The organism is Collimonas sp. OK307 (assembly GCF_900113705.1).
GTDB lineage: Bacteria > Pseudomonadota > Gammaproteobacteria > Burkholderiales > Burkholderiaceae_D > Collimonas.
The window spans coordinates 51,860-75,073 of record NZ_FOQI01000002.1 but is presented as its reverse complement, the minus strand read 5'-3'; the positions used below and the strand labels follow the sequence as shown (position 1 = coordinate 75,073).

The following is a 23,214-nucleotide window of genomic DNA, read 5'->3' as shown; positions in this document are numbered from 1 at the left end:
TCGAGCTCTATGATTTTATATCAGCAGATTGGTCGCGTAAAAAATCTGCCAATGAATAAAAAGGTTCACGTGAATAATGTTTAGGAAAATCGAACAGGGCCCAGTAATATTCTTGGGTCCCGAAACAAATCTGGGCCGGCAGACAGTATGATAGCCAATCGTGGCGTATGGCGTCGGTATACATGCCGTCGCTGTCGGAAAAGAACGGCACCAGGCGCATTTCGCGCAAACCAGTCAGCAATTCCAGCGGCGCTGCGTAATCCTGCGCAACCTCCAGCTGCGACATCAGGCTGGCTTCGGTTTCCACTACCATCAGCGTCGCCTTGCCCTGCATATCGAAGAACAGGATGCCGGTCGGGTTAGGGAACAGGTAGTACTCGACAAAGCCATGCCGTTTGCATAACTGTTCGGCCAACGCCGCCATCGCCGGATCCGACAGGAAGGTATATGAATGACGTGACAGCAGATCTTTCAAGGTCAGTGACCGGGTGTGGAAGAATTCCTTCTGGAGACTATGAATCTCCAACTCCAGATGATCCAGCGCGTCGTGGTCGCTCTTTTTAATGAAACGATCGATCAGGCCGCGATTGAAGGCATCGATGGCGATCTTTTCGTCGGCCTGGCCGGTGAACAGGATTTTTTTGCAGGGCAGGTCGCGCACCGCCTCGCAAAATGCCAGGCCGTTCATTTGCGGCATCGCATAGTCGATTACCAGCACTGACGGCAACAAGAAACGTCGGCGGTTCATGGATTGCCGGTAAATCTGATCGATATCGACTGCCACGGTGCGTCGGTCGAACGAGAATGACTGTTCATCATAGTTGACCCGGATCGACTGGCTCTTGCTGGGCGAATGCCGATAGGCGTCGCGCAGCCACTCGAGGGCCAGCTGTGTATCGTGAAACACTTTACGCACCATGTTCGGCGGTAGCTGGAAAGCCAGGCTGTCCAGAAAACTCTGGCTATCGTCGATCAGGATAGTCAGGGTCGGATGTTGATAAACAGGTAATGAAATATTCATATTGAGACGCTGCAGGCGCAAGGAGCGGTGTAAAGCGCTCAGTATAGAAAGACACAGAAAGAGTGTTAATTTAACAGAGAGCGCATGTCTGCTGCTTTTTGTTGCACTATAGGCGGAAAATCCAGCACAAAAATAGTGTAGCCAAGCGGCCGTGAAACCACGCGGATATTGGCGCCCCAGGCCTCTAGCACGTCTTTGCAAAAAGCCAGTCCGATGCCGGTGCCGCTGGATTCCGGGTAAGCGTAAAAGCGCTCGAAAATCTGTGATGCGCGGCCTGCCTCGATGCCGCAGCCGGTATCGATGAACAACAACCTGGGCCGGGCTCGGGCGCCGTCCAGCACGATCCGTACGCGGCCTTTACCGACGCGTTGGATCGAGGTGAGCGCATTGCGCAGCAAATTGATCAGGACCATCGAGCACAACTCGCCTTGCCCCAGCAAACGAAAATCGGAGCGGACCGTGATGGCGACGAGATCGCGTTGTTCCTGGTTGACGAACGGGTAGCGTTGCATCATCAGTTCTACTACCGCCGCCATCGACACGATGTCTTTCGGTATCAGGTTCTCCCTGCCGGTGGAGGCACTCAACAGGAACAGGTCGATCACGTTGTTCATGTGCCGGACTTCGAGTTCGATCCGCGCCAGCGCTTTTTCCATCGGGATCTGGTTGGGCGATGTGCGGTCTGTACTTTCTTGCAACAGACGATTCAAGCCACGCGCATTGGCGTTGATGCTACGCAAGGGAGTGCGCAGTTCGTGCGACACAGTCGATAACGCGGTGGCCATGCCGGCCAATTTTTCCTGCGCCAGGACTTTTCTGCCGACCTTGGCCAGCGATACGGTAAAGATAGCAAATAGCTGGATCGGCAATTGCTCCAGCACCTGATAGTTCAACGGCATGAGTCTGCCGTGGACCGCATCATAAGCCAGATAAGCCAGCGCGGTTCCTATGACATAGGCTAGCAAAGCCAGGGTAGTGTCGAAGTGAAACAGAAGAATCAGAGCGATCAGCAATGACTGGGCCCAGACCGATGAACCGTCATTCATGAGGAACATGAAAGTGAAAAAGAACGGCAGTCCGTAAGTCAGGCAAACAAAAAAATAAGCTGCCAGCCACTTTCGGTAGGGCAGATGGCGCGTAAAAATAATCGGCGTGCAGAGGACAACGCAAAACAGGCGCAGACTAAGGCTTTCATACGGCTGCGGAAACCAGTAGGTCCAGACAACGTAAAACAACGGCATGCCAAACACAGCAACCCACGCAAGGAAAGCCACGCGATTGGTCATGTCGTTGAATTGGGTGTTGATACTTTGCCACCAGCGGTTAGCCGCACGCTCCCAAGCGCGCCAGGGCGGGTTTTTCCAACTGCTGTTGTTTTCAGTCATGGGAATCAAATATTTGGCCTATCGGATTTTCATATAACAATATTATGAGGCGAAGATCAGCCGCAGATCTTCAACGCCGACTGCATAAACTGATTCCACGTTCCAGACAGGGACATGGCGGCTCTGTTTGGTATTTCATACTAAAGCACAGGGAGAAAACCATGCCATTAACAGAAAGCTACCACGAACCGTTAGTCTTGGCAGCAGAGCAACGCTTGCCAGCCTTTGTATCCACCCGGCTAGATGAGTATTACATAGAGCGGATGGAAAAACTGTGGGGTGGCGAACATTTACTTCACTGGAGTTCGCCCGGGCCGAATGCGATTTATTTATCCAGCAACGATTATCTGTGCATCGCTGCAGAACCGCAGTTGATCAACGCCCAGGCAGCGTGCCTCATGAGCGGCGAGGCAGACCTGCTGATGTCGACGGTATTCATACGGGAAGGCAGCACTCAGCCGCGCCTGGAAAAAAAGCTGGCAGGTTTTATGGGAGCGGAAGACGGCTTGATCACGCAATCCGGCTGGAGTGCCAACGTCGGCCTGCTGCAAACCATTGCTGGCCCGGGCGTGCCGGTCTATCTGGACATGCAGGCACACGCTTCGTTGTGGGAAGGTGTGCAAGCGGCGCAGGCGCGACCGGTGCCATTCTTGCATAACGAGGTTGAGCACCTGCGGCGGCAAGTCCTCAAGCACGGCGCCGGCGTCATCGTGGTCGACTCGGTCTACAGCGTTAGCGGCAGCGTATGCCCGCTGCTCGAAGTACTGGCCATCGCCGAAGACAGCGGCAGCATCCTGGTGGTGGACGAGTCGCATTCGCTCGGCACGCATGGACCGGAAGGCGCCGGTCTGGTCATGCAGATGGGCTTGTCGGACCGCGTCCATTTTCGTACTGCATCGCTGGCCAAGGCGTTTGGCGGGCGCGCCGGATTCATTACCTGTTCGAGTAAATTCAAAGGGTATTTCTTGTCCACCTCTCGTCCCGCCATTTTCAGTTCCTGCATGCTGCGGCACGAACTCGCCTGGTTCGACGCGGCGCTGGAATTCATCCGGAAGGCAGATGGCCGGCGCCTTGCACTGCATCGCAATGCACGGCGCATTCGCGATGGCTTAGGGGCATTGGGCTACAACGTCAGCGATGGCACCGAGCAAATCATTGCGCTGGAAGCCGGAACGGAGCCGAAGACGCAGATCTTGCGCAAAGCATTGGAGGAGGAGGGTATTTTCGGTGCGGTTTTTTGTGCTCCGGCGACCCCTAAAAACCGTTCATGTGTCAGGCTGACGCTCAACTCCGGCCTGACCGAGGTAGAAATCCAGCAGATCTTGCGGGGATGCGCTGCCATCCGCGATAAAGTGGGTCTGGCCGACTGGTCGTCCAGCCGTCGCCGGGCTGCAGCTATCGGCTGATTTTTGCGGTCTTTCCCGAAGGTTGGCCGTTTTCGGGAAAGCTTCAGTTGTCTGCAATATCGTACTGTCGCCGCGCGCCGCGGATCACCGATTGATTGCTGCCGGCCCATTCGGCCAGCACCTTGAGCGGTGAGCATAGCGAGCGCCCGGTCGCGGTCAGGGCATATTCAACCTGCGGCGGCGTGCTCGGAATCACGATGCGCGACACTAGCCCATCGCGCTCCAGATGGCGCAGAGTCACTGTCAGCATGCGTTGCGAAATACCTTCAACCTGACGCCGCAACTGGTTGAAGCGGCTAGGGCCGGGTTCCAGCGTGGTGATGACCAGCACGCTCCAGGCATCGCCGATGCGGTCCAGCACATCGCGGATCGGGCAGGGTAAGTCTTCGCGGGCGCTGGGACGCCCCTTGCCGCGGGTTACAACGGAAATCGGCTGGATGGCGGTTACCTGCATGTTCCTATCGTTCATCAAAGTGCCTTCTTGCGTATAAGTTTTAAATAATTATACTAGTTACTTTAAATAACTACCTCGGCCGTTTGCTCTGGCCATCACTGAAAGGAAATTCATCATGAAGATTGCCATCATCGGCGTTACCGGCCGCGCAGGTTCCCGTATTGCCGCCGAAGCATTGCGGCGCGGTCATAGCGTGACAGGGATTGCCCGTTCGACATCGCAGGCCGCGCCAGCCGGCGTCGATCTGCATCAAGGCGACGCCACTCAGCCCGAGCAACTGGCAGCCCTGATTCGCGGTCATGACGCTGTGGTCAGCGCGGCGCAGTTTCGGGTGTTGAAAGCGGCGCCTTTGCTGCAAGCGGTCAAGAGTGCCGGAGTCAAGCGTCTGCTGGTGGTCGGCGGCGCCGCCAGTCTGGAAGTAGGGCCTGGCGTCATTGTGCTGGATAGCCCGGATTTTCCTGCCGAGTACAAGGTGGAAGCCGTGCCGGGCAAACAATTCCTGGACGATTTGCGGGCGGAAACCGCTGTGGACTGGACATTCCTGTCGCCGCCGGCCATGTTCGCGCCGGGCGAGCGCACTGGGAAATTCCGGATTGGCAAGGATCAGCTGCTGACGGATGAAAAAGGACAAAGCCAGATTTCGATGGAAGATTATGCGATCGCTCTGCTGGATGAAATCGAACAGCCTAAGCATCAGCGCCAGCGTTTCACCGTGGCTTATTAACACGGCGTAAACCCTCGGCATAAGCAATAGGGCCTGTTAACAATTAATTTGGGAGTGCGAACGCGCGGCAGGCGTTGCGTGCCTAGGCGCAGCGACGCGACGTAGCGGTGCTACGGCAAGGAGATGCAACGACGGCATGTGACGCCTGCAGCCGTTCCCGGAGGGTTCAAACCAAAACGTGCGCTGGCCGCGTTGCATGGCTTGCTGGGGCACCAGCCCCAGCTGCGCCACGCGCCTTGCCAGCACACGTTTTGGTTTGAACGCATCTCCCAAATTAATTGTTAACAGGCCCTAGTCAGCCGTGCTTTCGGACCAGCCGCAGCACGGTGTTCCAACTTCTGGTGGTAGCCGGCAAGCCAAGCATTTTCTCCAGAAAGGCATTTGGGCTGCCTGGACTACTGCCGATCTTTTTGCTGACGCTCAATGCTTCCGAGCCGGTGTAGTGGAAAATTTCCAGGTCGCGCCGCGTCGACTCCAAAGGGAGCGAAGCCGGCATGATGCTGCTGTCGGCATGCAGGAAAGAAACGCAGCATTCATAGACCTGATCAGGTTCGATGGCGGCAAACGGATCAAGCGCCACCAGCTCTGCGAGATAGTCGACGCTGCGAATATAGGCTGGTTCCGTGAGCCCGCACTCTGCTTGCAGGGTTTTGCGCGCAAGGGTGAGAATTTTCGCTGCCCGAGCGTTGCTCCCGGCAACGAAGACCACGGTGCCGTTGGTCAAGAATGAAGTAGCGGCATCCGCACCGGCAGCGATGAACGCCGCTTCCAGTTGCGTCCTGTTCGGACAATTCAGCCGCCCCAGATTGAGATTGCGGAAAAAGGCAGCGTATTTCATCGCATTGCGTTTGCTCGTTTTCGTCATCTTCCTGTCACCGGATAAAACGGTTATTCAAGTGATCATAGCGCAAGCCGGGCGTGGTATAAAATCAGAGATGCTCGCACCATGCCGCAGGTAATATCAAGCTACCAAGATAACCGACTAAGCCATGACCTACCTAAGCGACGCCTCGCGTGCAACGCTGATCATCGTCGATCTGCAGGAAAAACTGATGCCGGTGATTCTCGACGGCGCACAAGTCCTGCAGCGCGCGGTGATATTGGCGCAGGCAGCGAGGTTGCTGGACATCCCCGTGATCGGTACTGCACAACAACCGTTACGGCTGGGACCTACCGTTGCCCCGATTCATGCATTGCTGGATCGAACTATAGAAAAATCCAGCTTCGACGCATGCGCTCAGGCCGAATTCATGGAGGTTTTGATCAATGGCAGGGACGATCTGATCGTGCTTGGCTGTGAAGCCCATGTCTGCGTTTTGCAAACGGTGCTGGGTTTGCTGCATCGGCAGCGGCAAGGGCAAATAAAGCTGGTAAGCGACGCAATCGGCTCGCGCAGGAGCAGCGACAAGATCGCCGCGATAGATCGTGCCCGCAACGCCGGTGCTGAAATCGTCAGCAGCGAAATGCTGATGTTCGAATGGATACGTGACAGCAACCATCCAAAATTTCGCGAGATTCTGAAGCTGATCAAATAGTCCGGTGTTGCTCGCACGAATGTTTGCAACATCGCCCGCGCCAGCGGGATTCAGCCATCCCTTATGTATTTTTTACTCGAAATGATCAAGAATAGCGTGAACAGTTTGATAACCATCATCAAAGCGCGAAATGAACCTTCGAGAAGAGCATTGGCAAAAATTGAAACCGTTGTTGTTAGGGAGTGAAGCCGATCCTGGCGCTACCGGCCGCGACAATCGCCTGTTCCTGCAAGCGATTCTCTGGATTGTGGCAACCCGATCCAAGTGGTCGGCATTGCCGCCGGAATTCGGCCGTTGGCAGAATTCCTACGTGCGTTTCATGCGCTGGAACCAGGCCGACATCTGGCGGCAGCTGGCGAATCACCTCAGCGACGACAGAGAGTTGCATAAAATGCTGAATCCGATTGTTGCGTTTGGCGACGAATATACCCTGCGTGCGACGCGACGCATGGCAAACAAAAGCAACAGGATAGCCTACAGCGCGAAGCTGGGCGGCAGGGCGCAGCCCAATGCATCTTCTAAAAAAGAGGAAAATACGATAGCGAACGCCAGTTCTGACTGGATATGGCTGTTGACTGGTAAATGAGCTCGCCGCCGCCTCCGGCTGAATGCAGCAGGCGGCGGGGGAATTTGCCGGATGGGCTCAGCTGAATTGGCTGAGCCGGCGTTAATTCGACAGCGTCAACCGCATCAACCGCGATTGCGCGAGAACTTGGCCGTCAGCTGATTGAGTTTCTCGGTATGCTGGCGCGCAGCTTTTTCGGCAGCTTCGTGCGCGGCTTCAGCGGCACGCTGGGCCTTGCGTTGTTCGGCGTTTTTCTTGAAACGTTCGCGCAGTGTTTCAGTGGCGTGGGTGCGGTGGACTTCCGTCACTTCATCCGTGCTGTTGCCTTCAAGATCGAACCTGTGGGTCGCCTTTTCCATTCCCTTGAGATAGCGCAGCGAGTTGGTATGCATGCCCAATGCGATGCGCAAGGTCTTGCGGTTGATTTCGGGAGACAGGGCGATAAGTTGCTTGTCGATGCCGATGGCAAGCGGCAGGTAATCGCGAAATACCGTGTATTTTTCCTGGAGTTCCTTGAGCAGAACGCGTGCAGTTTGAACAGGGTTGGGGGTAGATGCAACAACAGGTGTATTCATTGACAACAAAAGCGGTGTGTTTTAGATCGCCTAGGATATCACGCGGATGCCCCCAAGCCCTTGCTATTGGTTATGTTTTCCGGTGTGAAGCGGGGTTTTCTCTTCAGGTTGTTGTTCTGCGGAGAACGTTGATGTCGCGAATAGCCGTCGCATGCGCTCTATCTCGCATAAGCCGGGCAACATGCTGTCGTCACTGGCAGGTGTTATTTTTCCGCTATTTTTCGATTTGCGCCAATAACCTCTGCGCACAGACCCTGACCGCATCGCGCAACTCGGGCGGACTATGTATCTCAAATGCAAAAGGCATCCGCGCCAACTCCCGGGCAAACCAGTCGAGGTCATCCGCCTGACTGCGAACCAGCACGCCATCTTCCGTTTGCGCAAAGATACCGATAGCGTCGAACAACTGTTCACGCGCCGATTTGAGATCGGTTTTCAACAGCACTTCGATGGCAAACGCACGCGGTATGGTGGCTACCGAAAACGCCAGGTGGTCAAGGGCGTCGAAATCGGCCGGCCTCGTGAAGCTTGTTTCCAGCAATTGCACCTCGCCAATACGGTCCAGCCGGAATGAGCGCAGATCCTTGCGCAAATGACACATGCCAACCACATACCAGCGGCCGCCGCGATAGGCCAGGCCGTAGGCATCGAAGTCGCGCTCGCTGTCGTCGCCGCTGGCGCTGCGGTAGTGAAGATGGACCCGCTGCCTGTTTTGCGCCGCGGCGCTGAGAGCCACCAAAGCAGCGTTGTCTGCCGGCGAGATGGCTTGCGACAGATCCAGCTTGACCGTCTCGTCGACGGCACTGACACGACGCTTCAGATTAGCCGGCATGATCCGCTCCAGCTTGGCCTGGGCGCTCGCCACCGCCGGCGCTGCTTCAGCCAGGCCGAGACTGCGCGCCGCCAGCAAACCAATCGATAAAGCCAGCGCCTCGTCATCGGTGAACATCATCGGCGGCAACTTGAAGCCGGCGATCAACGCGTAACCGCCATGGCGCCCGCGATCGGTAGTGATCGGAATTCCCATTTCCTCCAGGGTCACGATATAGCGGCGCAGCGTGCGGCCGTCGATTTCAAGGCGCGCCGCCATCTCGGCCCCGCTCATACGGCCATGGGTTTGCAGCAGTTCGAGCACTGCCAGCACGCGTGTAGTTGGGTGGTACATGCTTCGCAGGATATTTTATATATAGGACGAATTATGTCCTAAATAGCCTTTATCTTCGATTTCAGCAACAAAAAATGTAAACCAACCGTGAGCAGGAGGACGACCATGCACAGCTTCATCGCCGGGATTTTCCTGCTTTTTGCAATGTTCGCGGCGACATTTGCACAATGTCCCGCAACTCCACCTTCACCTGCTTCTTTAGCCAATGAGCAACACGCCATGCAAAACATCAGTCATCTCAACAATTTCCAGGTGATCGAATTCCGTCGATATCAGATCAAGGACGGCGGCCGGGCCAATTTCGCCACCTATTTCGAAAGTTTTTTTCCGGAAGCCTTCCAGCAACTCGGCGCGCTGGCCCTCGGCCAGTTCTTTGAACGCAAGAATCCAAATGCGTTTACCTGGCTGCGCGGCTTCAAGGACATGGACGCTCGCGCCATCGTCAACAGCGCTTTCTACTACGGACCGGTATGGAAGGAGCATCGGACCACATTGAACGACCTGATCGTCGACAGCGATAACGTGATGCTGCTACGGCCGTTGCACCAGAACAGTGGCGTCAGCACATTACGGGCAGTTGATCCGGTGTGCGAAACACAGGGTGCGCAGGGCGTGGTGGTAGCGCAAATCTTTGCGCCCAAGGCCGACGATGTCGAGTTGTTTGCGCGCCAGGCAGCATCGATTTTCGCCGGTTACCAGGCTGCCGGCGTACGCCAGGCGGGGTTGCTGGTGACGCTCGATACGAAGAATAATTTCCCGCAGTTGCCAGTCAGGACCGGTGGTCTTTACCTGGTGTGGCTGGGGATTGCGAAGGATGACCCGCAGTTGGAAAGCAAGTTTTATCCTCTGGCCGATCGCGCTGCCAGGGAACTGGCAGCCGACGGCTTACTCAGGTCGGCGCCGGAGCTGGTGATCCTCGATCCGGCCATGCGCTCGCGCCTGCGCTGGCTGGCGGAATAGTCGAGGCCACCCGGAAGCAGTGGTTCAAATTTTTGTTCGAGCTTGTTACCGATTCCTAGTCACAGTATCAGGAGAAATTAAAATGCATCAATCCGTCAATCTTTGGCTTTATTTCATGATTGTCTTTGGCGTCATCGTGTTGCCTGGGCTGGATATGGCTTTCGTCCTGGCGAGTGCGTTGGTCGGCGGCCGACGCTCCGGTCTGGCGGCGGTGGCTGGAATCGTCGCCGGCGGTGTCTGCCATATGACCATGGGTGCGCTGGGTCTGGCGGTGGTACTTAAGCTTTGGCCTAGTTTGTTCAATCTTGTGTTGCTGGCTGGCGCTGCCTACATCGCCTGGATCGGCTGGTCGCTGTTGCGCAGCGAGAGCGGCTTTCACTTTGCGTCGACTTCGGGGCAGACGGTAGCCAAGGCACCTGCGACCACCTTTTACCAAGGCATGCTGACCAGCTTGCTTAATCCGAAAGCCTACGTCTTCATGCTGGCGATCTTCCCGCAATTCCTGAAAATCGATGCCGGCCCGATCTGGAGCCAGGCGCTGGTACTGTGGATCATCACCGCGCTGACCCAGGCTGGCGTGTACGGAGTCATTGCCATTTTGTCCAGCCGCACCCGCCGCTGGTTCGATACCAACCCGTGCGGCAGTCTCATCACCGCCCGCGCGGTCGGCGGGCTATTGATTGCTGCCGGGATATTCACCGGAATCGAGGGTTGGCAGGCGATCTAGATAACGCCAGATGACTGATGCACCGAAATAGATTGCAGCGCACCATTTTCAAGCAGGAATCCCGTGCAGCGCGCTGGAAAGGCGCAGTGGACACCCTTTCTCTTTACCAGGAAAACAAATAAATCGTTTAAAATCAAGTGCTTAGATTGGTGGCACGGCGTTTGCATTAGATCAGGTCACAGGATCAACGAAGATCCTACCCTTTCTGATGCAGGTCCAACGATGGATCTGTTGGACAACGGCGTCCTCTTGGCTCGACCACTTTGTGGTTGGGTCGAGAGGACGCCTTTTTGTTTTTAGAGACCAAAAATGGAAAACAAAGCGACCAGCATCAAACTCTTCAGCCTGCGTACACCGCAGATGCGCGCCTTTCACCTGACCTGGATGGCGTTCTTCGTCTGTTTCTTCGCGTGGTTTGCCTGCGCGCCGCTGATGCCGATGATCAAGGGGCAACTCGGATTGAGCATGGCGCAAATCGCCAATATCAATATCGCCGCGGTGGCGGTGACGATATTGGTGCGCTTGCTGGTCGGTCCGTTGTGCGACCGTTACGGCCCGCGCAAAACCTACACAGGGTTGCTGCTGATAGGTGCGCTGCCGGTGTTCGGCGTGGCCATGGTGCAGAGTTATGAGAGTTTCCTGTTCTTCCGCCTGTGTATCGGTGCGGTCGGCGCGAGTTTTGTCATCACGCAGTATCACACCTCGGTCATGTTCGCCTCTAACGTAGTCGGCACCGCCAACGCCGCTTCGGCCGGTTGGGGCAATGCCGGCGGCGGCGCGGCGCAAGCCTTGATGCCGTTGCTGGTGGCAGCTTTGCTGATGCTGGGTGTCAGCGAGACACTGGGCTGGCGCCTGGCGTTGCTGGTGCCGGGCGTGTTCATGTTGATCATGGCGGCGCTGTACTGGCGTTATACGCAAGATTGCCCGCAAGGCAATTACGCAGATTTGCGCGCCCGCGGCGTGGCTATCGAGGGTGGAAAAAAGGGCGGCTGGGCCAGTTTTCGCGCCGCCAGCGCCAACTACCGGGTGTGGCTGCTGTTCGTTACTTACGGCGCCTGTTTCGGTGTCGAGATTTTCATTCACAACATCGCTGCCATTTATTACGTCGATCATTTCGGCTTGTCGCTGAAAGGCGCGGGCATGGCAGCGGCCAGTTTCGGTTTGCTGGCCCTGTTTGCGCGCGCACTGGGTGGCTGGCTGTCAGACCAGGTTGCATTGCGCGGCAACCTGGATAGCCGCGCAGTCTTGCTGTTTGTGCTGATGCTTGGCGAAGGATTGGGTTTGCTGTGGTTTGCCCATGCCGGCAGCGTTGCTCTGGCAGTGGTGGCGATGCTGACGTTCGGTTTATTTACGCACATGGCTTGCGGCGCGACCTATGCGCTGGTGCCCTTTATCGATCGCAAGTCGCTCGGCGGCGTGGCCGGCATCATCGGCGCCGGCGGTAATGTCGGTGCGGTGGCGGCCGGTTTCCTGATGAAAGGCCTGGGCGATACCCAGCAGACGCTGACCATGTTGGGCGTGCTGGTGTCGATCTCGGCATTGTGCGCCATCGCCGTACGTTTCAGTCCGGAGCACAAGGCGCAGGAACAAGAATTGCACAACAGTGCATTGGCATCACGAAGCCTGAGCGTTTAAAGGAAGACACCATGAAAATCATCGTTATCGGTCACGGCATGGTCGGTCATAAATTCCTGGAGTGCCTGGCGGATGCAGGTACGCCGGGCATCGAAGTCACGGTGCTGTGCGAAGAACCGCGCCCGGCTTACGATCGTGTCCATCTGTCGGAATTCTTTGCCGGTAAATCGGCGCAAGACTTGTCGCTGGTGGCGCCCGGCTTTTTCGAAGGTAACCATCATATTGAACTGAAGCTGAACGCCAAGGCACAGTTGATCGACAGCGCGGCCAGGACTGTTACGTTCAATATCAACGGCGAGATTGAAACGCTGGCTTACGACAAGCTGGTGATTGCTACCGGCTCTTATCCGTTTGTACCGACACTGGCCGGTAACCAGCGCAAGGATTGTTTCGTGTATCGCACCATCGAAGATCTGGAAGCGATGCTGGAGTGCGGCAAACGCTCTCGCAGCGGCGTGGTGATCGGCGGCGGCTTGCTGGGACTGGAGTGTGCCAAGGCGTTGCGTGACATGAAGCTGGAAACGCACGTGGTCGAGTTCGCGCCACGCCTGATGGCGGTGCAAGTAGATGAAAGCGGCGGCCGCATCCTGCGCCAGAAAATCGAAGAGCTGGGCGTTACAGCGCATACGCAAAAAAACACATTGGAGATCGTCGACGGCAAAACCGGCACGCATCGCATGAATTTCGACGATGGCAGCCATCTCGATACCGACATGATCGTGTTCTCGGCCGGCATCCGTCCGCGTGACGAACTGGCACGTGATAGCGGACTCAAAGTTGGCGACCGTGGCGGCATCGTGATCGATAACAGTTGCCGTAGCTCCGATCCGGACATCTATGCGATTGGCGAATGCGCCCTGTGGAATGGCAAGATATTCGGGCTGGTAGCGCCGGGCTATGACATGGCGCGCATCGCCGCGAAACATATGCTGGCAGAGCCCGTGACCGATGCCAGCGTCAGTGTGGCCACGCCGGAATTCACCGGCGCCGACATGAGCACCAAGCTCAAGCTGATGGGTGTCGACGTCGCCAGCATCGGCGACCCGCACGGCAAGGAAGCCGGTAGCCGCTCCTATCAGTTCACGGACGAGCGCAAGCAGATTTACAAGAAAATCGTGGTGTCGGAATGCGGCAAATACCTGCTGGGCGGGGTGATGGTGGGTGACGCCAGCGAATACGGCACGCTGCTGCAGATGATGCTCAACCGTATCGAGTTGCCGGCATCGCCCGAGTTCCTGATCCTGCCGCAAGCCGACGGCCAGGCACGGGTAGGACTTGGGGTAGACGCGTTACCGGAGACGGCCCAGATCTGTTCGTGCAATAACGTGTCGAAAGGTGACTTGTGCGCCGCAGTGAGCGGCGGCGCCACCAGTATCGGCGCTCTGAAAACCTGCACCAAGGCCGGTACCTCGTGCGGTGGCTGCGTGGCGCTGGTGACGCAGATCATGAAGGCTGAGATGAAGAAGCAGGGCATGGCGGTTAACAACCATGTCTGCGAGCATTTTTCTTATTCGCGCCAAGAGTTGTTCCATCTGGTGAAAGTCGGCAAGATCAAGACTTTCGGCGCCCTGCTGGAACAGCATGGCAAGGGTCTCGGTTGCGATATCTGCAAACCGGTGGCGGCCAGCATCCTGGCCTCCTGCTGGAATGATTTCGTGCTGAAGAAAGAACACGCCAGCCTGCAGGATTCTAACGATTACTTTCTCGGCAATATCCAGAAAGACGGCACCTATTCAGTCGTGCCGCGCATGGCCGGTGGCGAAGTCACGCCGGACGGCTTGATTGCAGTCGGCCAGGTTGCCAAGAAATACGGCCTGTATACCAAAATCACCGGCGGCCAGCGGGTCGACTTGTTTGGCGCTCGGGTTGAACAATTGCCGCTGATCTGGGAAGAGCTGATCGCGGCCGGGTTTGAATCCGGCCACGCCTACGGCAAATCCTTGCGCACCGTCAAATCCTGTGTAGGATCTACCTGGTGCCGTTACGGCGTCGACGACAGCGTCGGCCTGGCAATTGAACTGGAAAACCGCTACAAGGGTTTACGGGCGCCGCACAAGATCAAGTTCGGCGTCTCCGGCTGCACTCGCGAATGCGCTGAAGCGCAGGGTAAGGATGTAGGCATCATTGCCACCGAAAAAGGCTGGAACCTATACGTGTGCGGCAACGGCGGCATGAAGCCGCGCCACGCCGAACTGCTGGTGTCAGATCTCGATAAAGCGACCTTGATCAAGACCATCGACCGTTTCCTGATGTTCTACATCCGCACCGCCGATCGCCTGCAACGCACTAGCGTCTGGCGCGACAACCTGGAAGGCGGTCTCGATTACCTGAAGCAGGTAGTGGTGGACGACAAGCTGAACATCGCGGCAGAACTGGAAGCCGACATGCAGCATGTGGTCGATACTTATGAATGCGAATGGAAACACGCCGTGACCGACGCCGAAACGCGCAAGCGCTTCCAGCATTTCGTCAATAGCGACCAGGCCGACAGCAATGTGGTGTTCGTGGAAGAGCGCGGCCAGATTCGTCCGGCCACGATAGTTGAACGCAAGCGCATCAATATTCCGATTGTTGTTGAAACCGCTTAATGGAACCAAGGGAACTGCCATGCATCATGACCACCAAAGCAGCAACTGGATTGCAGTTTGTCCGCTGGACGACATCGTACCGAATACTGGCGTCTGTGCATTGGTCAACGGCGAGCAGGTTGCCGTATTCCATGTGATCGATGGCGAACATCGTGTGTTCGCCATCGGCAATTACGATCCGAACGCCGAGGCGGCGGTGCTGTCGCGTGGCCTGGTGGGCAGCCTCGGGGAACGCATCGTGGTCGCTTCGCCTATCTACAAGCACCATTTCGATTTGCAAACCGGGGAATGCCTGGAAGCACCGGAACATTCGGTGAGCGCCTATCCGGCCCGCATCAGCGAAGGCAAGGTCTGGGTAGGCGTATGAACATGAAAACCGCCACCGCCGCGCCATCGACCGCCAAAAAGCCAACGCTGGTGGTGATCGGCAATGGCATGGCCGGCATGCGCACGGTGGAAGAGCTGCTCAAGCTGGCGCCGGACCTGTATGACATCACGGTGTTTGGCGCCGAACCGCACGGCAATTACAACCGTATCCTGCTATCGCCGCTGCTGGCGGGCGACAAGAGCATGGACGACATCATGCTCAATACGCCTGAGTGGTATCGGCAGCACGGCATTACGCTGCACGCGGGTGATCCGGTGGTGAGCATAGATCGGCATCGCCGCATTGTGCGTTCGCGCGGCGGTGTCGAATTGCGTTATGACCGGCTGCTGCTGGCGACTGGCTCCAAGCCGTTCATCATCCCGGTACCGGGCCATCAACTACCCGGCGTGATCGCTTTCCGTGATGTGCAGGATGTGGAAACCATGTTGACAGCGGCACGCAATCATCGCCATGCGGTGGTCATCGGTGGCGGCCTGCTTGGCCTGGAAGCCGCTAACGGCTTGATGCGGCAAGGCATGGATGTCACCGTGGTGCATGTGATGGACAGTTTAATGGAAAGGCAACTCGACAAGTCTGCAGCAATCTTGTTGAAGAAGGCTTTGGAACAAAAAGGCCTGCGCTTTTTACTGAACGCTCAAACTGCTGAAATCGTCGGCGCCGGGCAAGTCACCGCGGTGCGCTTCAAGGATGGTACGGAGATCCCTGCCGACCTGGTAGTCATGACCGCTGGCGTGCGCCCCAATATTGAACTGGCGCAGCAAGCCGGCCTGCATTGCGAACGCGCGATTGTGGTCGACGATACTTTGCAAACCTACGATCCGCGCATCTATGCAGTGGGCGAATGTGTGCAGCACCGCATGGCGACCTTCGGGCTGGTGGCGCCGATCTGGGAGCAGGCGCGGGTATGCGGCGCCCATCTGGCCGGCGCCGGTCATCGGCGTTATGTGCAGCAAGCTACCGCCACCAAACTCAAAGTCACCGGGGTCGACCTGTATTCCGCTGGTGATTTCATCGGCGGCGAGGGCAGCGAAGACCTGGTGTTGCGCGACCCGCGTCGTGGCATCTATAAACGGCTGGTGATCAACGGACCGCATATCGTCGGCGCGGTGCTGTATGGAGACGTCAAGGATGGTCCATGGTATTTCGAGATGATCCAGAACCGTACCGATATTTCTGCGTTGCGTAGCCAATTGCTGTTCGGCCAGGCGCTATGCGCCCAGGCCGCCTGATCGGGAGCGTACATGAATTCGGCCTCGACTTTTCCCTTGGTAGCAGCCAGCCAGCTTGTCAGCAAGCAGGGCGGCACACAGACTACCTGCCCTTACTGTGGCGTCGGTTGCGGTGTGCGCGCCACGTTGCGCAGCGACGGCCAGGTTGATATCGCCGGCGATGAAACTCACGCATCGAACGCCGGCCGGTTGTGCGTCAAAGGTTCAGCATTGGGCGAAACCGTCGATCTGGACGGGCGTTTGTTGCATCCGCAAATGCGGGTGCAGGATGGTGATCAATCCTCATTGCAACGCGTGTCCTGGGATGCAGCGCTGGATAAAGTCGCACAAGGTTTCCGTACAATCATAGACCGGCACGGGCCTGACGCTGTCGCGCTGTATGTCTCGGGCCAGCTGCTGACGGAAGATTATTACATCGCCAACAAGCTGATGAAGGGTTACATCGGCAGCGCTAACATCGATACCAATTCACGCCTGTGCATGTCGTCCGCCGTCGCTGGCCATAAGCGCGCATTCGGCGCCGATCTGGTGCCGGTTTGCTACGAAGATCTGGAGTTGGCAGATCTGGTGGTGCTGGTAGGCTCCAACACTGCATGGTGCCACCCGATCCTGTTTCAGCGCATCGCCAAGATCAAGGAGACGCGGCCGCAGATGAAGCTGGTGGTGATCGATCCGCGCCGCACGGCAACTTGCGAACTAGCCGATTTGCATCTGCCGTTGAAGGCTGGCAGCGATGTCTGGCTATTCAACGGCTTGCTCAGTTTCCTGGTGCGCCACGATGCCGCTGACACCGGTTTTGTTGAGGCGCACACCAATGGCCTGGCTGCAGCGCTTGAAGTAGCCGAAGTCGATTGCGCCGACCTGGCCGCGGTGGCTAAAGCTTGCAAGTTAGACCTGCTGGATTTGCAGACCTTCTATGAATGGTTTGCCGCGAATCAAAAAGTTGTGACCGCTTTCTCGCAGGGCGTCAATCAATCGTCGTCCGGCACCGACAAGGTCAACAGCATCATCAATTGCCATTTGCTGACCGGACGCATCGGCAAGCCGGGTATGGGTCCGTTTTCGATCACAGGTCAGCCAAATGCCATGGGCGGCCGTGAAGTGGGCGGCATGGCGAACATGCTGGCGGCGCATATGGATCTGGACAATCCCCGTCATCGCGAAACGGTGCAGGATTTCTGGCAGGCGCCGCGTATGGCGGACCGGCCCGGCTTGAAAGCGGTAGACCTGTTCCAGGCGATCGAAGCCGGCCGCGTCAAGGCGGTTTGGATCATCGCCACCAATCCTGTGGTCAGCTTGCCAGATGCCGACCAGGTCCAGCGGGCATTGGCTAAATGCGAACTGGTGGTGGTGTCCGATATTATTGAAAAAACCGACACCAACGCCTTTGCGCACATCTTGTTGCCAGCCATGGGTTGGGGCGAGAAGGATGGCACGGTCACCAGTTCGGAACGTCGTATTTCGCGCCAGCGCGCTTTCCTGAGCGCGCCGGGCGAGACCCGTGCCGATTGGCAGATTCTGTGCCAGGTGGCGCAACGCATGGGCTATGCGGGTTTCGATTTCAGCGCGGCACACCAGGTGTTCGACGAGCATACCCGCTTGAGCGCCTTCCGTAACGGCGATGCCTACGGCCAGCGCCGGCTGTTCAATCTGACCGGCCTAAGCGCTCTTGGTCAAGCCGGATTCGATGCTTTGCAACCGGTGCAATGGCCTATCGTCACCACATCGTCAGGTGAAAAGCAGGGTACGGCGCGCTTGTTTGCCGACGGCCGTTTTGCCCATGCCGACGGCAAGGCGCGCTTTATCGCCACTACGCCACGGGCGCCGCGGCACGCACCCGACAGCGAATATCCGCTGAGTCTCAATACCGGCCGCGTGCGTGATCAGTGGCATACCATGACGCGCACCGGCAAGTCGCCCAAGCTGGCCGATCATGTACCGGAATCCTTCGTCGACATGCATCCGCAAGATGCCCTGTCGTACGGCGTGCGCGAAGGCATGCTGGCGCGCATTTCGACGCGCTGGGGAGCAATGGTGGCCAGGGTGCAGCACGGCGGCGGCATCACCCGCGGCAGCATTTTCGTGCCGATTCACTGGAACGGACAATCGGCATCAGATGCGCGGGTTGGAGCCTTGGTCAATCCGGTGGTCGATCCGGTTTCAGGTGAGCCGGAGTTCAAACACACGCCGGTGCGAGTCGAAGAGTTCAGGGTGGCCTGGTACGGTTTCGTGTTGAGCCGCAGCCAACCGGCATTGGATGATGTCACGCATTGGACGCGGATCCAGGGCCGCCGCTTTAATCGCTACGAACTGGCTGGTCGCAGTCCGATCGCCGATCGTGGCGCCTGGGCGGCCAAACTGCTCGGAGTAGATGCTGCCGATGCCGACTGGCTGGAATATGAAGATGCCAGCGCCGGCATCTATCGCGCCGTGCATGTGGTCGATGACCGTATCGATGCTTGCGTGTTCCTGTCGCCGCGCCCGGATTTACCATCGCGTGCCTGGCTGGCGAGCTTGTTCGTCAAGGAACAGCTGGAAGATGCCGATCGGGTCGGCCTGCTGATCGGCCAGCCGATTGAGAAGGGCGCCGATACCGGGGCCACGGTGTGCTCCTGTTTTTCGGTCGGACGCAATACCATTTGCGATGCGGTGCGCAAGCAGGGCTTGACTACCGTGGCGCAGGTAACCACTTGCCTGAAGGCGGGCGGCAATTGCGGCTCATGCGTTCCGGAGATTAAAAAACTGTTGTCGGAAATATTAGTCGAAGAAGACGCATGAACGCGGGTCTCGGTAATCTGTGATTAGTGATGGCTGGCGTCGCCAATCGAACCTGGCGTGACGTGGGTTGCCTTCTCATTGCGGCCCAGTAGCCACCAGAGAATCAGCCCGGCTGCACTCAAGCCCGCACCTGTCATCGATACTCCAATCCAGCCGGCATAGCCGTACATCGAGGTCGACAGCACGGATCCGCAAGCACCGCCGACGAAGTAGCAAGTCATGTAGCCGGCAGTCAGCCGGTTCCTGGATTCCGGGTGCAGATGATTGATGACACTGAGATTGGTAACGTGTATCGCCTGCACCATCAGGTCCAGCAGCAAGATGCCAACGATCAGGCCTGGCAACGAGCTCTTTGCAAACACCAGCGGCAGCCACGACAACAGAAGCAGGCCCAGGCCTACGGTAGTGGAACGCGCGGCATGGCCGCGATCGGCCAACCGTCCGGCATGCGAAGCAGCGAGGGCGCCGGCGGCGCCGACCAGTCCGAACAAGCCGATGGTGCCGTCGGAATAATTGAAAGGCGCAGCCGCCAGCAGGAAAGAGATCGAAGTCCAGAGCACGCTGAATACGGCGAAGATGATCCCGCCTATCAAGGCGCGGGTGCGCAATACCGGTTCTTCCAGGAACAAGGTCAAGATCGATGCCAGCAAGCGCGGATAGTTGAGATGCTGTTCCTGGTGATGGCGCGGCAATGCGCGCCCGAGCACTATCGCGGTGACGATCATCAATGCGGCGCCGAACCAGTAAACAGTCTGCCAGCCGCCCAGCGCCGACAAGTAACCCGCGACGGTACGCGCCAGCAAGATACCCAGCAGCAGGCCAGTCATGACGTGCCCAACCACTTTGCCGCGCTCTTGCGGCGCCGCCAGCGTCGCGGCAAATGGCACCAGTACTTGCGACACTACTGAAAACAAACCGGTCAGCGCGGTGCCTAGCAAAACGAACACCATGCTTTGTGCGGTGGCGGTGATCAGCAGTCCGCAAGCGGACAGCAAGGTCATCACGACGATCAGTTTCTTGCGTTCGACCATATCTGCCAATGGCACCAGCAGCAGCAGGCCCAAGGCATAACCCAGCTGGGCAACGGTGACGATCAGTCCGGCGCTGCCGTTGGAAATGCCAAAACGGGAGGCGATAGTGTGCAACAGGGGTTGCGCGTAATAATTGCTGGCCACCGCGACGCCGGTTGCGATGGACATCATGATCACCAGGCCGGAGCTGAGTTTGGTGGATTGTGAGTCTGCCATGTTGAAGTGCCTTTAAAAAATCAAGCCGACACTTTATCCCTTATCTCAATGCGGCGCTTTGGCTGCCCGAAAATGCTCAAATGGTCACCAGCATGGCCGCCAGCAGGATTTGCATTTTGTGATTACTATTCATAACCCGACCAAGGAGTTTTACCATGAGTCAAACCAGCGAAGCCCGTCCGCCGTTCCCGCCCTTCACCCGGGAGACTGCGATACAGAAAGTCAGGATGGCGGAGGATGGTTGGAATACCCGCGATCCGCGGCGCGTGTCGCTGGCCTACACGGTCGACACCATCTGGCGCAATCGCTCAGAATTTCCGCAGGGGCGCGAGCAGATCGTGCAATTCCTGACACGTAAATGGGAACGCGAACTGGAGTACCGGCTGATCAAGGAATTGTGGGCTTTCGACGGCAACCGGATCGCCGTGCGTTTTGCCTACGAGTGCCACGACGCTGCCGGCAACTGGTTTCGCTGCTACGGTAATGAAAATTGGGAGTTCGATGAAAACGGTTTGATGCACCGGCGTTATGCCAGTATCAACGACTTGCCGATTAAAGAATCCGAACGTAAATACCACTGGCCTCTTGGGCGGCGTCCGGATGATCATCCGGGGTTGAGTGATCTGGGTTTGTAAGCCCGGCTATCAGAGCTTACAAACTACCTCTGGCGGGGCGCATTAAAGATTCGCATACGGCGATACAATAGCGTTCTCTTCTTTAGTCCGGATGCTAGCCATGACAGATGCTCAAGCCATCAACCCGCTGTTGCAAGACTGGAATACCCCTTACGGATTGCCGCCGTTCGATCAGGTAAGGGCTGAACATTTCGTAGCCGCATTTGCAGTTGCGCTGCCTGCGCACCTGGCTGAAATCGATGCGATTGCCGCGCAATCCGCAGCGCCAAATTTTGCCAACACGCTGGCCGCTTTCGACGCTTCGGGTCGCCTTAACAGCCGCATCAGCCTGCTGTTCGAGAACCTGACCGCAAGCGAAACTTCACCGGCCCTGCAAGCTGTCGAGATCGAACTGGCGCCGCGGCTGGCCGCGCACAAGAATGCGATCTATCTGCATGCCGGCCTGTTTGCACGGATCGCCGAACTGTACGCAAAGCGCACTGAGCTGGACCTGGATCCGGAACAACTGCGCCTGCTGGAGCGCATCCATCTCGATTTCGTCCGTGCCGGCGCCAACCTGCCGCCGCAATCGCGGGCGCGCTACAGCGCCTTGACCGAAAGATTGGCTGCCTTGAGCACCGCGTTCACGCAAAACGTGCTGGCCGACGAATCCAGTTTTACGCTGGTACTGGAAGACGAAGCCGCGCTGGCGGGCTTGCCTGATTTTCTGCGTGCTTCAGCCAAATCGGCAGCGCAACAACGCGGCTTGCCGGAAAACAGCCATGTAATTACCTTGTCGCCATCGCTAGCCGAACCTTTCCTGACGTTTTCCGATCGACGCGATCTGCGGCAATCGGTATGGCAAGGCCGGGTAGCGCGCGGCGCCCATGCCGGCGCTCATGATAATCGTCCAGTAGCCGCTGAAATCATGGCTTTGCGTCAGGAACAGGCACGGTTGCACGGTTATCCGACTTACGCCGACTATCAGTTGATCGACCGCATGGCCGGCAAACCGGAAGCGGTGTCGGCTTTGCTCGGCAAGGTCTGGGAACCGGCCAAGGCCAAAGCTGCCGACGACCGCGCCGCGCTGACCGAAATGGCGCGCAGCCTGGGCCAGCCGACGCCGATCGCAGCCTGGGACTGGCGTTACCTGGCCGAGAAAGTACGGCAGGCGCGCTACGATCTCGACGACGCCGAGTTGAAGCCTTACTTTGCGCTCGAAAACATGATCTGCGCCATGTTCGATTGCGCCCAACGTCTGTTTGGCATCAGCTTCGTCGAACAGCACGGCGTCGCGTTGCATCATGCCGATGCGCGCCTGTGGGAAGTGCGCAATCGCGACAACGCATTGATCGGTTTGTTCATCGGCGATAACTATGCCCGCGCCAGCAAGCGTAGCGGCGCCTGGATGCATATTTTCCGCAGCCAGTCCGGTCACAACGGCGGCACGCTGCCGGTGGTCATCAACAACAATAATTTCGCCAAGGCGGAAACGACCTTGCTGAGTTTTGACGATGTCCGCACCTTGTTCCATGAGTTCGGCCACGGCTTGCACGGCTTGCTGTCGCAGGTGAAATACGAGCGCCTGGCAGGCACCCAGGTATTGCAGGATTACGTTGAATTGCCGTCGCAGATTTTCGAGAACTGGGCTGAAGAAGAGGTCGTGCTGCAGCGCCATGCCCGTCATTATCAGAGCGGCGAAGCGATGCCGCCAGCGTTACTGGAAAAGCTGAAGCGCGCGCGCCAGTTCGACCAGGCCTGGGCCACCATCATGTATGCCGGCCCGGCCTTGATCGATATGGCCTTGCACTCGCTGCCGAACGGCAGCAAGGTGGACATCGCCGCCTTCGAAGCGCAGCAGTGCGAACTGCTGGGAGTGCCGCAAGACATCGGCCAGCGTCATCATCTGTCCCACTTCCAGCATTTGTTCAGCGGTGCAGATTATGCGGCCGGCTACTACGTGTACATGTGGGCCGAAGTGCTGGATGCCGACGCGTACAATGCCTTCATTGAAGCCGGCGACCCGTTCGAGCCAAAGATTGCCGAACGTTTGCAGCGTTACATCTACAGCTCTGGCAACAAACAAGATCCGGCCCTGGCGTTCCGCGCATTCCGCGGCCGCGATCCGAAGGTGGAGCCGATGCTGGCTAAACGCGGTTTGATTGCATAAGCAGCCGTTCGCGAGTAAAGAAGTAGGGTGGGCAAGATTTTTTGCCCC

At 57.6% G+C, this 23,214-nt stretch carries 20 protein-coding genes; 13 read left to right on the top strand and 7 right to left on the bottom strand.

The features are described from left to right. Positions 1 to 7 precede the first annotated feature (7 nt). Both BM205_RS04010 and BM205_RS04005 read right to left on the bottom strand, forming a co-directional pair. Positions 8 to 1,021 carry a response regulator gene (locus tag BM205_RS04010; RefSeq protein WP_092412828.1) on the bottom strand — a complete coding sequence of 338 codons (1,014 nt, stop codon included), beginning with the start codon at positions 1,019 to 1,021 and terminating at the stop codon, positions 8 to 10. Positions 1,022 to 1,086: 65 nt separating this feature from the next. Beyond that, positions 1,087 to 2,406: a sensor histidine kinase gene (locus tag BM205_RS04005; protein ID WP_092412826.1), complete on the bottom strand. Its 1,320-nt coding sequence runs from the start codon at positions 2,404 to 2,406 to the stop codon at positions 1,087 to 1,089. 161 nt (positions 2,407 to 2,567) lie between these two features. On the opposite strand from BM205_RS04005, the gene cqsA reads away from it, so the two are divergent. Further along, a complete protein-coding gene (gene cqsA, locus BM205_RS04000) occupies positions 2,568 to 3,812 on the top strand; it encodes an alpha-hydroxyketone-type quorum-sensing autoinducer synthase (protein WP_092412824.1) in 1,245 nt (414 codons plus the stop codon). A gap of 43 nt (positions 3,813 to 3,855) precedes the next feature. Here cqsA and BM205_RS03995 read toward each other — a convergent pair whose 3' ends face one another. Next, the gene (locus tag BM205_RS03995; RefSeq protein ID WP_092412822.1) at positions 3,856 to 4,281 is read right to left on the bottom strand and encodes a winged helix-turn-helix transcriptional regulator; all 426 of its coding nucleotides are present in this window, start codon (positions 4,279 to 4,281) and stop codon (positions 3,856 to 3,858) included. A gap of 100 nt (positions 4,282 to 4,381) precedes the next feature. Between BM205_RS03995 and BM205_RS03990 the strand changes: the two genes are divergently transcribed. After that, a complete protein-coding gene (locus BM205_RS03990) occupies positions 4,382 to 4,990 on the top strand; it encodes an NAD(P)-dependent oxidoreductase (RefSeq protein WP_092412820.1) in 609 nt (202 codons plus the stop codon). Between the two features lie 295 nt (positions 4,991 to 5,285). On the opposite strand, the gene BM205_RS03980 is transcribed toward BM205_RS03990, so the two are convergent. Continuing rightward, on the bottom strand, positions 5,286 to 5,855 hold the full coding sequence (locus BM205_RS03980) for a DUF1697 domain-containing protein (protein ID WP_254783735.1): 570 nt from the start codon (positions 5,853 to 5,855) through the stop codon (positions 5,286 to 5,288). Between the two features lie 124 nt (positions 5,856 to 5,979). On the opposite strand from BM205_RS03980, the gene BM205_RS03975 reads away from it, so the two are divergent. Together BM205_RS03975 and BM205_RS03970 are read left to right on the top strand one after the other, a co-directional pair. Beyond that, positions 5,980 to 6,525: an isochorismatase family protein gene (locus BM205_RS03975; RefSeq protein ID WP_092412817.1), complete on the top strand. Its 546-nt coding sequence runs from the start codon at positions 5,980 to 5,982 to the stop codon at positions 6,523 to 6,525. A gap of 130 nt (positions 6,526 to 6,655) precedes the next feature. Continuing rightward, a complete protein-coding gene (locus BM205_RS03970; protein ID WP_092412815.1) occupies positions 6,656 to 7,111 on the top strand; it encodes a transposase in 456 nt (151 codons plus the stop codon). Positions 7,112 to 7,215: 104 nt separating this feature from the next. Here BM205_RS03970 and BM205_RS03965 read toward each other — a convergent pair whose 3' ends face one another. Both BM205_RS03965 and BM205_RS03960 read right to left on the bottom strand, forming a co-directional pair. Continuing rightward, on the bottom strand, positions 7,216 to 7,665 hold the full coding sequence (locus BM205_RS03965) for a ProQ/FINO family protein (protein ID WP_175511153.1): 450 nt from the start codon (positions 7,663 to 7,665) through the stop codon (positions 7,216 to 7,218). 214 nt (positions 7,666 to 7,879) lie between these two features. Further along, on the bottom strand, positions 7,880 to 8,830 hold the full coding sequence (locus BM205_RS03960) for a helix-turn-helix transcriptional regulator (RefSeq protein WP_092412811.1): 951 nt from the start codon (positions 8,828 to 8,830) through the stop codon (positions 7,880 to 7,882). Between the two features lie 105 nt (positions 8,831 to 8,935). On the opposite strand from BM205_RS03960, the gene BM205_RS03955 reads away from it, so the two are divergent. The 7 genes from BM205_RS03955 (at position 8,936) to BM205_RS03925 (ending at position 19,135) form a co-directional block, all read left to right on the top strand. Beyond that, the gene (locus BM205_RS03955) at positions 8,936 to 9,790 is read left to right on the top strand and encodes an NIPSNAP family protein (RefSeq protein ID WP_092412810.1); all 855 of its coding nucleotides are present in this window, start codon (positions 8,936 to 8,938) and stop codon (positions 9,788 to 9,790) included. A gap of 82 nt (positions 9,791 to 9,872) precedes the next feature. Next, positions 9,873 to 10,517: a LysE family translocator gene (locus BM205_RS03950; RefSeq protein ID WP_092412808.1), complete on the top strand. Its 645-nt coding sequence runs from the start codon at positions 9,873 to 9,875 to the stop codon at positions 10,515 to 10,517. 309 nt (positions 10,518 to 10,826) lie between these two features. Continuing rightward, positions 10,827 to 12,152, top strand: coding sequence for an MFS transporter (locus BM205_RS03945; protein WP_092412806.1), 1,326 nt, complete (start codon positions 10,827 to 10,829; stop codon positions 12,150 to 12,152). A gap of 11 nt (positions 12,153 to 12,163) precedes the next feature. Continuing rightward, positions 12,164 to 14,740, top strand: coding sequence for a nitrite reductase large subunit NirB (gene nirB, locus BM205_RS03940; RefSeq protein WP_092412804.1), 2,577 nt, complete (start codon positions 12,164 to 12,166; stop codon positions 14,738 to 14,740). A 19-nt stretch (positions 14,741 to 14,759) separates the two neighbouring features. Continuing rightward, positions 14,760 to 15,107: a nitrite reductase small subunit NirD gene (nirD, locus tag BM205_RS03935; RefSeq protein WP_092412802.1), complete on the top strand. Its 348-nt coding sequence runs from the start codon at positions 14,760 to 14,762 to the stop codon at positions 15,105 to 15,107. Positions 15,108 to 15,109: 2 nt separating this feature from the next. Further along, entirely contained in the window at positions 15,110 to 16,357 is a 1,248-nt protein-coding gene (locus tag BM205_RS03930; RefSeq protein WP_092412800.1) for an NAD(P)/FAD-dependent oxidoreductase, read from the top strand. A gap of 12 nt (positions 16,358 to 16,369) precedes the next feature. Further along, a complete protein-coding gene (locus BM205_RS03925; RefSeq protein WP_092412798.1) occupies positions 16,370 to 19,135 on the top strand; it encodes a nitrate reductase in 2,766 nt (921 codons plus the stop codon). A gap of 23 nt (positions 19,136 to 19,158) precedes the next feature. Here BM205_RS03925 and BM205_RS03920 read toward each other — a convergent pair whose 3' ends face one another. Beyond that, positions 19,159 to 20,382 carry an MFS transporter gene (locus tag BM205_RS03920; protein WP_092412796.1) on the bottom strand — a complete coding sequence of 408 codons (1,224 nt, stop codon included), beginning with the start codon at positions 20,380 to 20,382 and terminating at the stop codon, positions 19,159 to 19,161. A gap of 155 nt (positions 20,383 to 20,537) precedes the next feature. On the opposite strand from BM205_RS03920, the gene BM205_RS03915 reads away from it, so the two are divergent. Further along, entirely contained in the window at positions 20,538 to 21,017 is a 480-nt protein-coding gene (locus BM205_RS03915) for a nuclear transport factor 2 family protein (protein WP_092412794.1), read from the top strand. Between the two features lie 100 nt (positions 21,018 to 21,117). Beyond that, on the top strand, positions 21,118 to 23,166 hold the full coding sequence (locus BM205_RS03910) for a M3 family metallopeptidase (RefSeq protein ID WP_254783734.1): 2,049 nt from the start codon (positions 21,118 to 21,120) through the stop codon (positions 23,164 to 23,166). Positions 23,167 to 23,214 lie beyond the last annotated feature (48 nt).